We start from the raw sequence: 13,148 nt of genomic DNA, 5'->3' as shown, positions 1-13,148 counted from the left end.
AGCCCTCACGGCCGGCCCGGGGTGCGCCGTCGCCGGCGTGGGCTGCCGGCTACGTCGGTTCGGTGACCGGCGACGCGGACCGCGACCGGCCTGACTCAGGGGCGCGGCTGGGGGAGCGTCCGCTCCTCGAAGGTCGGGTTCGCCCCGCTGGTGCTCCGGGCGGCGGAGAGTCCGCCCAGTTCGTTCTGGAGCCGGTAGTACCGGGTCGCGCCGTTGACGTTGCGTGTGACGTAGGCCACTACCGTGCCGTTGCTCGATTGGTGGGTGAAGGCCGTCGGGTCCACCGGGTACGTCTCGGTCGGGGGCTCTTCGGCCGGCCGGGCCACGATCCAGTTCGCCCACTCCCCGGAGCCCTGGGCGGTCTCCCGGGAGTGGTGGATCAGGCCGTCCGCCGCGCGGGTGAAGACCGAGACCAGGCCGCTGTTCGGGCTGAGCACCGCGCTCGGCGAGCCCTCCGGCGTGATCGCGCCGGCGCCGATTGGGGTCCAGGTGCCGGGCCAGGTCCCGTCGATGTTCTGCGTCTTGGTCTGGATGGTGCCGCCGCTGTGCCGACCGAAGACCATCAGCCGGGTCCCGGGTAGCAGGACGACGGAGGGCGTGCCGGTGACGCCGCCACCGCCGAGGTCGGTCCAGCCGGCGGTCAGGGCGCCGTCCTGATAGGTGGTGGTCCTGACGTTGCCGGCGCTGTCGGCCACCACGATGATCGCGGCCCGGTCGGCGACCGGGGTGACGACCGGCGTGCCGGTGAGCCCACTGCCGCCGAGGTTGCGCCACGGCAGCAGGTCACCACCGACGCCGTCCTGGTGCCTGAACCACAGCGCGCCGTCGGCGTCGAGTGCGAAGACGGCCACCGTGTTGTCGGAGAGACGCACGGCGGCCGGTTCGGACTTCATCGCCCCGCCCAGGCCCAGCCAGCTGTTCCAGGCCGGGGAGCCGGTGGCGGCCTGGGTCCTGGAGCGGACGTTGCTCGTGGACTGGTGGGCGAAGATGGACACCCGCTGGTTGTCCACAGTGAGCGCCGGCTTGCCGGTGTACGCCTCGAACTCCGAGACCGAGGTCCACTGCAACGACAGGAAGTTGTCCGGATCCATCCGCCCGTGCCGGAGCTGGCCGATGTTGTCGCTGTAGACGAACTCGAGGGTGCCCATGGCGGCGCCCGCGGCGGCAGGGGCCTGCATGACCGCGATCGGCGCGTGCGACTGGATGGGGGTGGCCGGCCGGGGCGGGCTGAACGTCTCGGTCAGCTTGCAGGTGTTGGTGGTGGCGAAGACGTTCGGGTAGCCACCCCAGCCGCTGCCGATGTGATGGGCCATGACCAGCCACGTGTTGGTGTCCTCGCGGTACCGGTACTGGAAGAGGTCGCCGTCGGCCTGGATGCCGTAGAGGGTGTCCCCGCCGACGGAGAACAGGCCTTTGGTGAAGCCGTTCCAGCCGGTGCCGACCAGCTTGTCCCGACTGAGCCACCGCTGGCTGACCGGGTCGAACCGGTAGCGGTGCAGCTTGCCCTCGGGGGTGCGGGCGTAGAGGACGCCGGTGGTGCCGGCGACGACGAGGTCGTACTTGTCCCAGCCCGTGTCGAGCACCCGGCCAGAGATCACCCAGTTCTTCGCGGTTTCGTCGTAGCGGTACCAGCGCAGCTTGCCGCTCGCGTCGATCAGGTAGAAATCACCGATCTCGTCGACGGTGATCTTGTTCCGCATGGAACTGGTGGCATGCTCGGTGAAGCTCGGGCTGATCAGCCAATTGATCTTCCCGTCGACGGTTTCCCAGGCGCTGCCGGTCCAACGGAACCGGGTCAGGCCGTTGGCGTTGATGCCGTAGACCCGGCCGTCCGGTCCGCCGAGGAACCGGCCGTAGCCGTTCCAGCCGCTGGAGCCGATCGTCGTGGCGCTGCCCCAGGAGTAACTGGTGGTGCCCGGGTTGTTCAACGAGCGGCGCTGGAGGATTCCCGTGCTCTGCGAATTGAAGACGCTGGCGGCACCGGTGCAGGTGAACGTGTCGGCGGCTTGGGCGGGCGTCGGCTGAATGGGCGCGACCACGCTTCCGGCGATCATCAAGAAAGCCGCGCAGAATCGCAAAATGGCTCGTCTGGATATTGCTCTACGTGAACGTATACCAGCGTCTCCGGGCATGCTGAACTCCTTCCCCGTGTAGGCCTCTCCGGCCAGCGTCCACCCTCTGCCGAATGTGGTCGGTGGGGATCAGGTGATCGCTTGCCGGGTCCGACCGGCGGCCGATGTGGTCGGCGGGCGTCATCATGCACCATCCCGCCGGTTCCCGCTACCGCGTACCAACCGTCACTGTCTGTCAATTGTGGACACGCCGTGTGCCGAGGACGGCTGCTCGTGTGCTCCCCGGGCGGACGAGTTCGGCAACTCTCCGTGGTGTCGGCGGATGTCGCGCCGGCGCGGCCGGTGCTGTGAGATGGGGCATTGACAGATTGCTACCGCGCTGTCACTGTACAGCGGCGCATTGAAGAGCAGCAGCACACGGGGGTGTGGCGCAATGGCGATCATCGAATCTGCGCATCATCGCAGCTCGACGTTCCGACGTCGGTCGCATTGGCCGTGGTCTGTCATTTTCGGCCCAGCACGGAGGGACGACGCTCGTCCTCTGCCATGACCGTCCGCCGCCACCTGCCGAACCGGCTGGCGGCTCGACGCTCGCTCGGCTGACCGGCACCGGCATCACCTGCCGCCGGTCCGCGTCCTGACCTGCCATACGCCCGCGCCCGCAGCCCCGGGTGCCGGCCGTTCCCTCCGTGCCGTCAGCACGACCTGGCCCCGCCGTGGCCGATTCGGAATCCGAGGTTTGACATGTTCTTCAGCGTTCGCCGCCCGTCAGCGCCGAACCGGTCGGCGCGGCGCGTCCGGCTGGTCCGCTCCGTCACCGTCCGGTCGGCCCTCGCGGCGTCACTCGCCGCGATCCTGGCGCTCAACCTTGGTGGAAGCGGCATGCCCGGGCTGTCGCCGACCGCCGCGTGGGCCGACGGCCGCACCGATCGCTCCACCCCCAAGCCGGGCCAGCAGTGGGGCTCCGCCGCCGGCCGGGACCACGTCGAACAGGGCCGGGTCAACCGGGAACTGCCCCGGTCGTTGCGTGGCCAGTACCCGCTGCACACGTTGACCGAACGCCCGGCCCCCGGCCGGAACACCGCGAGGACCGCCACGCCGCCGCCGCACCCGGGCCGTGGGTTCGACCGGTCGAGCAGCCGGGAACGTCCCGCCGAGCGGGGCTCCCACCAGCGGGTCTACGACAACGCCGATGGCACCCAGACCACCGAGTTCTCTGCCACCCCGGTCAACTACCAACGCCCCGACGGCAGTTGGGCCCCGATCGACCTCGCCCTGGCCCCCGCTGCTGACGGGGCCGGATGGCGTAACACCGCCGACGCGGTCGACGTCCGACTGGCCGACCGGGGTGACGCCGCCCACCTGGCCCGGCTGACCTTCGGTGAAGGCGTGGAGTTCGGCTTCGGCCTGGCCGGCGCGGCGGCGGCGAAGGGGCGGGTCGCCGGCGACACGGTCACCTACCCCGAGGTCCAGCCCGGCGTCGACCTCCGGCTCGAACCGGCCGCCGGTGGCGTCAAGGAAACCATCGTCCTGCGCTCGGCGAAGGCACCCACGTCGTACCTGTTCCCGCTGCACCTGCGCGGGCTGACCGCGCGTCTGGTGGACGGCCGGATCCTGCTCATCGACACCGGCGGTCGGGAGCGGGCCGCCATCCCCGCCGGGTACATGCTCGACGCCGGCACCGACACCATCGGCCCCGCCCTCTCCACGGGCGTCGACTACCAGCTCGTGCCCCATGCCGGCGGGACCGCGCTCAGGGTCACCCTCGACGCCGACTGGCTGAACCAGCCCGGCCGGCATTACCCGGTCGAGGTCGACCCCACCGTCGGTCCGCCGGTCACCGGGGGCAACGCCGACAGCAGCATGTACGTGCACGGCGGCAGCTCCACCTCCGGCGGGCAGGAGCTGCTGGTCGGCCGGATGAACGGCGCCAACGCGGCAGCGTACGTGAAGTTCGGCGACCTGGTCGGACGGCTGCAGAACCACACCGTCTACGGCGCGGCCCTGTCCGCCGTCAACTACGACGCGCCCTCCTGCACGCCCCGCGCCGTCACCGTGCACCCGGTCACCGAGGCGTGGACCGCCGGCACCGGCCACTCGTACCCCGGCCCGGCCGTGGGTAGTTCCCTGGCCACCCGGTCCTTCGCCCACGGGTACATCGGTCTCGGTCAGTCCCAGTCGGCCTGCCCGGCGGCGGGGGAGATGTTCGACCTCGGTGCGGCCGGCCGCAGCCTGGTCCAGCGCTGGGTCAACGGCCAGCAGGCCAACCACGGCCTGTCGCTGCGGGCGTCCACCACCGACAGCGGCGCCTGGAAGCGGTTCGCCGGAACCGCCACCGCCAACCCGCCCAAGCTCTACGTCACCCACACGCCCTACAACGCGAACTACGCCATCCCCAAGCCTTCCCCGGAACCGCCGGTGCTGCGCAACCAGGACGGCAAGGTCAAGGTCACCGTTACCAACCTCGGCGCGGAGGCCTGGTCGCCCAGCAACTACTACCTGGCCTACCGGGCGTACAACGCGCAGACCGGCGCGGCGGTGACCCAGCAGCGGGCCGCGAACCTGAGCACCACCCTCGCCCGGGGCGCGAAGGTGACCCTGGACGCCACCATCAAGCGACTCGAGCCGGGCACGTACTTCCTCGACTTCACCATGGTCCGCACCGGCGGGGTGGTCTTCACCGACCACCAGGTCCCGCCGGGCCGGATCGTGCTCCAGGTCTTCGACGTACCACCGGTGGTGCAGGAACTCCACCCGCCGAACGGCTACCAGGCGCCCACCCTGACACCGCTGCTCTGGGCGCGGGCGGTGGACTCCGACGCGCCACCCGGGGCCACGCTCTCCTTCAAGTTCGAGGTCTGCGACCGCACCGACGCGGGTACGGCCACCAACTGCACCAACTCCGGCTACCAGACGAAGCCCTCCTGGGTGGTGCCCGCCGGTCGGCTCTCCTGGACCAAGGAGTACCTGTGGCGGGCCTACGTCAAGGACGGCGCCAACGAGGTGATCTCACCCGACTCGGTGCTGACCACCGCCGTACCGCAGCCGGACGTCATCTCCCGGATCGCCGGCTCGCCCGCCGCCGAACAGGGCCGTGAGTTCGACGCCCAGACCGGCAACTTCACCACCACGGCCATCGACGCCGCGGTGGCGACCGTCGGACCGGAACTGAACCTGGTCCGGACCTACAACAGCCTCGACCCGCGCTCCACTGCGGTTTTCGGCACCGGTTGGTCCACCCGGTACGACATGTTGCTCACCCCGGACAACGACGGCTCCGGCAACGTGGTGATCCGCTACCCGGACGGGCAGGAGGTGCGGTTCGGCAGGAACCCGGACGGCACGTACGCCGCCCCGTCCGGCCGGGTAGCCAAGCTGACCGTCGACGCCGTCAACTGGAAGCTGCTCGACCGGTCGAACACCACATACACGTTCTCGCTCGCCGGCCGGCTGACGAAGATCACCGACGGGATGTTCCGCTCGCTGGTCCTCACCTACGACTTCATGACCGGAAAGCTGGCCAAGGTCCAGGTCTCCAACAGCCAGACCAACACCGCCGGCCGGTCGCTACGGTTCACCTGGACCGGCGAGCACGTCACCACGGTCAGCACCGACCCGGTCGACGGCGCGGCGCTGACCTGGACGTACACCTACGACGGCGACCTGCTGACCAAGGTCTGCGGCCCCGGCGGCACGGCCTGCACCAGCTACGACTACGCCGCCGGCAACCACTACCGCACCGCCGCCCTCGACGCGCGCCCCGACTCGTACTACCGGCTCGGCGAGGCCGAGGGGACCGGCGCGGCCAGCGACGTGGCGATCAACCTGGGCAAGGACGCCGGCACCTACCGGAACGTGACCCTGGCCCAGCCGGGCGCGCTGGCCGGGACCGGCAACACCGCGGCCGGCTTCAACGGCACCTCCTCGTACGTGGAGCTGCCGAAGGGCCTGGTCAAGAAGAGCCGGGACGCGGCCGTCGAACTGTGGTTCAAGATCGGCCTCACCCAGACCGGCGGGCCGCTGATCGGCTACCAGGACAAGGCGTACGGGACCGCGGCGACCAGCGGCGTGCCCCTGCTCTACACCGGCGCCGACGGCAGGCTGCGCGGCCAGTTCGCCACCGGCGCCGTCGCGCCGATCACCTCGGCCACCCCCGTCAACGACAACAAGTGGCACCACGTCGTGCTCTCCGCGATGGGCGCCACCCAGACCATGTACCTCGACGGCGTCAAGGTCGGCGAGCTGACCGGCCAGACCATCGAACACTCGCTGCTCACCTTCAACCAGATCGGTGTCGCCTCCGCCACCACACCGACTTCCTGGCCGTCCTGGGGTGCCAGCGTCCAGCGGCACTTCGCCGGCGTGATCGACGAGGTGTCGGTCTACTCCCACCCCATCGGCCCGGCCACCGCCACCGCCCACTTCCAGGCGGGTAAGGCCGCGCAGCAACTGACCCGGGTGACCCTGCCCAGCGGCCGGGTGGCCAGCGAGGTCGAGTACGACACCACCAGCGACCGGGTCAGGGAGTACACCGACGACGACGGCGGCACCTGGAAGGTCGGCCTGCCCGCCGTCTACGGCGGCGACACCGACCTGCGGCGCAGCGTCCAGGTGCTCGACCCGGCCAACCGGCCCCACCTGTACGAGTACGACGCGTTGGCCGGCCGACTGCTGCGCTCCGGCACGCCGCTCGGGCTGGAGATCCGGGAGGAGGACCGGCCCGGCGAGCCCACCTCGCCACCGACGTCCCCGCCGACGGAGACCTGCACCCAGCCGGACCCGAACGACCCGGCCTTCTGCACCATCATCCCGGGCGAATCGGGCGGCCCCGTCTTCATCCGGCACCCGCTGGACGGCATGGCGATCCGCACCTTCTCGTACGACGAGGACGGCTACCAGAGCAAGGTCACCAACGAGAACGGCGACTCGGTGGAGATGACCTACGACAGCAAGGGCCACCTCGCGTCGCGCAAGAGCTGCCGGACCGCCACCCAGTGCTTCACCACCTACTACACGTACTCGACCACCATCACGAACCCGTACGACCCGCGTGCCGACCTGGCGGTGGAGACCCGGGACGGCCGGTCGGCCAGCGCCACCGACACCACCTACCGCACCACCTTCGAGTACCACTCCAGCGGCCAGCTGAGCCGGCAGGTCAACCCGGACGGCAGCATCGTCAGCCACACCTACACCACCGGCGGCGAGGCGGCGATCGGCGGCGGCAATCCACCCGCCGGACTGCTCTCCACCAGCACCGACGCACGGACCAAGGTCAGCCGTAACACGTACTACAGCAACGGTGACCTGGCCAAGGTGACCGAGCCGTCCGGCCTGGTCACCGAGTACACCTACGACGCGCTGGGCCGGCGGATCACCGAGAAGGTCATCTCCGACAGCTACCCGGCCGGCGTAACCACCACCATCACCTACGACAACCACAACCGGGTCGCCACCGTGACCGGGCCGATCACCACCGACGCGGTCTCCGGCGCCCAGCACCAGTCCCGCACCGTCAACGAATACGACCTGGACGGCAACGTCACCAAGGTCACCGTCTCCGACCTGCTCGGCGGCGACCCGGACCGGGTCACCACCACCGAGTACGACGAACACAACCGGCCGGTGCGCGTGGTCGACCCGGAGGGTAACGAGACCAACTACGGCTACGACCGGTTCGGCAACAAGACGTCCATGGTGGACGCCAAGGGCAACCGCTACGACTGGGCGTACACCGCGCAGAACAAGGTCGCCGAGGTGCGCTTCCGTGACTGGCGCAGCGACCCGCCCGGCTCCCCGGGCACCGGCGACCTCGACTACCTGGTCCTGCACTCCTACTCGTACGACCACGCGGGGCGGCTGGCCAGCGACACCGACGCGATGGGCCGCCGGCTGGAGTACCAGTACTACCGGGACGACCTACTCCACAAGATCACTCTCAAGGACTTCCGTAACCCGGACGGGACCAAACGGAACTACGTCGTCGAGGAGAACACCTACGACGGCGCGGGCAACGCGACGAAGAAGATCGCCGGCAACGGCACCCAGGTCACCGAATACACCTACGACCGGGGCGGCAAGCTCACCAGCACCGTCCTGGACCCGACCGGGCTCCGCCGCACCACCACGTTCGGCTACGACCTGAACGGCAACGTCACCCGCACCACCCGCACCGGCAACCCTTCCAACCTGCCGTGGCTGGTGGCCGCCGCGACCGAGACCGTCGAGTACACCTACGACGACGCGGGCAACCAGCTCACCGAGAAGGTGATCGCCGGCACCGAGAGCCGGGTGACCAGCTACACCTACGACCAGCGCGGCCTGCGCAAGACGATGACCGACCCGCGCGGCAACGTCACCGGCGCGGACAAGGCCGCGTTCACCACCACCTACCGGTACGACGAACTCGGCCAGCTGGTCGGCGCGACCGGCCCGGCGGTCAGCGCGGAGAGCAACGGCGGCACGCCCGCCACCGTCAGCCCGGAGACCGCGCTCGGCTACAACGCCTTCGGCGAGCAGGTCGCCTCCCGCGACCCGCGCGGCCAGGTCTCCACTGCCGAGTACGACAAGCTCGGCCGGCCGGTACGCACCGTCGCCCCCACCTATCTGCCGCCCGGAGTGACCGAGCCGGTCACCCCGCAGACCAGCACGAGGTACGACGCCCTCGGTAACGTGGTCGAGACGATCGACCCGAGCGGCACCACCCGCTTCAGCTACGACCAGCTCAACCGGATGGTCAGCCGGGACGAACCGTCCAGCACCGACTACGAACGGGCCGTCACCACCTACACCTACACCCGCACCGGTGAGGTGCTGTCGGTGACCGACCCGACCGGTGCCCGCGTCGAGTTCACCTACGACGACCTGGACCGGCAGGTCACCCAGACCCGGGTGGAGCGCCACCCGGTGGTGCGGAACCTCGTCACCCGGATGGTGTACGACGACCGGGGCGACCTGACGTCGACGGTGTCGCCCAGCGGCGCGACCACGGTCAACGTCTTCAACGCCCTGGGTGAGCTGACCCGCAGCACCGCGCCGACCGGCGAGGCCACCCTGTTCGGTTACGACTTCACCGGCCGGCAGGTCCGTACCTCCGACGGGCTCGGCCGGACCACCCGGGTCGGCTACGACCTGTTCGGCAACCGGATCGCCGACTCGCACCTCAACGCCGAGGGCACCCCGCTGCGGACGCAGACCTACGGCTACGACGCCGCCGGCAACATGACCTCCTCGAAGGACCCCTACGACGTCGTCACCGCCTACCGGTACGACGCGGCGAACCGGTTGGTCGAGCAGGTCGAGCCGGTCAGCGACACCGAGTCGATCACCACCACGTTCGGGTACGACGTCGCCGGCAACCGCACCCGGTACACCGACGGGCGGGGCAACTCGACCATCTACACGTACAACAGCCTGGATCTTCCGGAGTCGGCGATCGAGCCGGCGACGGCGAGCCACCCGGCAGCGGCCGACCGGACCTGGACCGTCGGCTACGACGCCGAGGGCAAGCCGGTGCGGCTGAGCGCCCCCGGTGGCGTGCACCGCACCCGCACCTACGACGCGGCCGGGCGACTCACCACCGAGACCGGCTCCGGCGGGGAGACCGCCACCGCTGCCCGCGACCTCGACTACGACCTGGCCGGCCGGCTGGTCAACGCCAACGGTGCAACCGGCACCAACACCTACACCTGGAACGACCGGGGCGGGCTGCTGACCACCAGCGGACCGTCCGGGGCGGCCAGCTTCGGCTACGACGACGACGGCAACCTCACCAGCCGCACCGACGCGGCCGGCACCGGCACCTTCGGCTACGTCAACGGCCGGCTGGACTCGCTCAACGACGGACTGACCGGCCAACAGCAGAAGCTCACCTACGACGCCGCCGGGGACGTCAAGACCATCGACTACGGCGGCGGGCGGATCCGCACCTTCGGATACGACGACTACGGCCGGGTCAACAGCGACGTACTGCGCAACGCCGCCGGTCAGACCGTCGCCTCGGTCAGCTACGGCTTCGACCTCAACGGCCACCTGACCAGCAAGAACACCACCGGTACGGCAGGCGCGGGCAACAACAGCTACGGCTACGACAAGGCCGGACGGCTGACCTCCTGGACCGGGCCGGGCGGCACCGTCGACTACCAGTGGGACGCCAGCGGCAACCGGATCCGGGCCGGCTCCAAGTCGGCCACCTTCGACGAGCGCAACCGGCTGCTCTCCGACGGCGACTTCACCTACACCTACAGCGCCCGGGGCACCCTGCTCGGCCGCACCAGCTCCGGCCTGACCGAGCAGTACGCCTTCGACGCCTTCGACCGGCTCACCGCGGCCGAGGGGCAGACGTACGCGTACGACGGCCTGGACCGGCTGGTCACCCGCACCGGGCAGACGTTCACCTACGCCGGGCTGGGTGACGACGTGGTCGCCGACGGGGTCGAGTACTTCGCCCGGGGACCGGCCCACGAACTGCTCGCCACCGGGGCCGCCGACCAGGAGCGGCTGTCGCTGACCGACGCGCACGGCGACGTGGTGGCCGCCATCGACCCGGCTGACACCGACCTGACCACGCTGAACGACTCCACCGCGTACGACCCGTTCGGCAAGAAGGTCGGCAGTGTCGGGAACACCGGCAACCTGGGCTACCAGGGTGACTGGACCGACCCGGACACCGGCAAAATCGACATGGGTGCCCGCTGGTACGACCCCGGCACCGGCACCTTCGCCTCCCGTGACAGCGTCGACTACGTCAGCGGCGACTCGATCCTGGCCAACCGCTACACGTACGCGGCCGGCGCCCCGCTGGACTTCGACGACCCGGACGGTCACTGGCCGAAGTGGGTCAAGCGGGCGGCCCGGGCGGTCAGCAACACCGTGTCCCACGTGTCGAACACGGTCAGCAGCTGGGCGTCGACCGCCTGGAACTGGGGTGTTTCGGCGGTCAAGGCCGTCGGCAACGCCATCTCCAGCGCCGCGAAGTGGGTCTACAACAAGGCCAAGACGGTCGTCAGCACCGTCTACAACAAGGTCAAGTCCGGTGTCGCATACCTGAAGAACACGGCCGTCAACTGGGCCAAGGAACAGGCCCGCGCGGTGGCCCAACGAATACACCAGGCCAAGGTCGCGGTGACCAAGGCGGCCAAGGCGGCCGTCCAGCAGGCGGTGAGGTTCACCAAGCTGCCCGTCGTCCAGGCCCTGACCAAGCCGCTGATGGCCGGGATCAAGCTGGTCTCGGCCGGCGTCAAGGTGGCGGCGAGCGTCGTCGCGGTCACCGCCCAGGCCATCAAGGACCCGGAGAAGTTCAAGCAGAACCTCTACCTGAGCGTCTCGCAGAAGCTCGCGCCGCTGGTCGAGGGCGCCACGGCGATGTGGGACAAGGCAACCCAGTTCGTCGAGGACCACGCCGCCGAGATCGCCGGGTTTGCCGTCGGCGCGGTGGTCGGCCTCGGTTGCGGCGCGGCCATCGGCTGGACCGGCGTCGGCGCGGTCGCCTGCGGGGCGCTCGCCGGGGCGGTCGGCTCCGCGGTCACCGGATACATGAACGGCAAGCGCGGCTGGGACCTCGCCGGCGCCACCGCCATGGGTGGTCTGACCGGTGCACTTGGCGGTGCCCTGGGCTCGGTCGCCGGGCAGGCGCTCGGCGCGGGCGTCCGGGCGCTCGGTGGTGGCCTGCGCGCGGCCGGCAGCAAGGCCCTCAGCGCCGGCATGTCGGAGGCCCGCAGCATCGGCCGTGGCCTGGTCGGAAAGAGCTGCACGAACAGCTTCACCCCGGAAACTCGGGTACTGATGGCCGACGGCAGCCGTAAACCGATCAGCGAGGTCCGGGTGGGCGACAAGGTGGTCGCCACCGACCCGACCACCGGTCGGACCGAGGTGCGGGCGGTGACCGCCCTGATCATCGGCTCGGGCAGCAAGAACCTGGTCGAGATCACCGTCGACACCGACGGCGACAAGGGCGACCGCACCGGCAAGATCACGGCCACCGACGGACACCCGTTCTGGGTCGCCAACGAGGGCCGTTGGGCCGACGCCAAGGACCTGAAGCCCGGGTACGTCTTCGAGACCGCCGACCACCGCCCGGCCTCCGTGGTGGCCGTCCGGAAGTGGACCGAGCAGCGGCAGGTCCATAACCTCACCATCGACGAGATCCACACGTACTATGTGCTCGCCGGAAAAACTTCAGTACTCGTGCACAACTGCGGTGGTGTCGGCCGGGATCTCATTGACGGTGAGGCCCAATATCACATCATTGCTGGCAATCGTACGGGCGGCGGACATAAATGGCCGGGGCAGCCAGGGAAGACGGTTTTCCCGCAGTCTTGGGATACCGACAAGATTTTGGACGGTGTTGCGGACGTTGCTACGAATCCTTCCAATTCCTGGACCTGGCAGAAGGGCGCGCATGGATCGCTCTATACCAGGAGGGGAGACCCATCGCGGGTAAAGATTGAGGGTGTTCATGATGGGGTGCAGATTCGGGTGATCTTTGAGCCAGCTACGGACCGTGTCATCACGGGTTTCCCGATTGGGTGAAGAAGTGGATTTTCGCCAGGCGCAAGCGGACATTTTGGCCCTGCTTAACGAGTCGCCCATCACGTCGGGTGATGTCAGAGCAGATGTCCGTGAGTTGGTGCAGGTTGGAGAGTTAGGGCTGGCTTTCGATACCCTCTGCTCCTGGATCTTTGAGGATTCACTTGCTATATCGCGGCATTTTTATGAACGACTCAAAGTGCTTGGAGATGAACTGGAGGAGAAAGCTGCTGTTAATCGGCTCGACGAACTCATAGTTGAGTGATCGGGTTTCGTTGGAAAGCAGCAGCATTTCCCAAATCCCTGTGGCCGGCACGGGTCAGTCCGGATGTCTCCGACCCGGCGACGACCGGCCCGACCGTCGCGCCGTTCACCGGGGCCAACGGACAGTCTTGGATGATCGTGTTGCGAAACGCCATCGGTGCCACCGGTTTACGAACGGCAGGTCGTGTCGACTGCGCTGCGGACCGCCAGGCCGGCAGTGGGTTTCGTCGCTCATATGTTGCAGGCCTTGTGACAGGGCTGGCGGCCTTTATAGGGCGTACGGCC

Annotated in this window: 3 protein-coding genes; 2 read left to right on the top strand and 1 reads right to left on the bottom strand. The window is 69.2% G+C overall.

What is annotated here, in order from left to right:
* Positions 1-95: 95 nt before the first annotated feature.
* Positions 96-2,054, bottom strand: coding sequence for a tachylectin-related carbohydrate-binding protein (locus GA0070618_RS27355; protein ID WP_088984185.1), 1,959 nt, complete (start codon positions 2,052-2,054; stop codon positions 96-98).
* Positions 2,055-2,816: 762 nt separating this feature from the next.
* On the opposite strand from GA0070618_RS27355, the gene GA0070618_RS27350 reads away from it, so the two are divergent.
* Together GA0070618_RS27350 and GA0070618_RS27345 are read left to right on the top strand one after the other, a co-directional pair.
* A complete protein-coding gene (locus tag GA0070618_RS27350; protein WP_088984184.1) occupies positions 2,817-12,602 on the top strand; it encodes a LamG-like jellyroll fold domain-containing protein in 9,786 nt (3,261 codons plus the stop codon).
* The gene (locus tag GA0070618_RS27345; protein ID WP_197701660.1) at positions 12,595-12,864 is read left to right on the top strand and encodes a MafI family immunity protein; all 270 of its coding nucleotides are present in this window, start codon (positions 12,595-12,597) and stop codon (positions 12,862-12,864) included. Before GA0070618_RS27350 ends, GA0070618_RS27345 begins: the two co-directional genes overlap by 8 nt.
* The last annotated feature ends 284 nt before the right edge of the window (positions 12,865-13,148 follow it).

Origin of the sequence: Micromonospora echinospora (assembly GCF_900091495.1) — a bacterium.
GTDB classification, from domain to species: domain Bacteria; phylum Actinomycetota; class Actinomycetes; order Mycobacteriales; family Micromonosporaceae; genus Micromonospora; species Micromonospora echinospora.
The sequence above is the reverse complement of the archived record's forward strand: the minus strand, read 5'-3'. Positions and strand labels throughout refer to the sequence as shown.

Coding starts and splice junctions, on each gene's coding strand:
- GA0070618_RS27355 (WP_088984185.1), bottom strand. CDS start 2,054: ATGATCGCCGGAAGCGTGGTCGCGCCCATTCAGCCGACGCCCGCCCAA.
- GA0070618_RS27350 (WP_088984184.1), top strand. CDS start 2,817: ATGTTCTTCAGCGTTCGCCGCCCGTCAGCGCCGAACCGGTCGGCGCGG.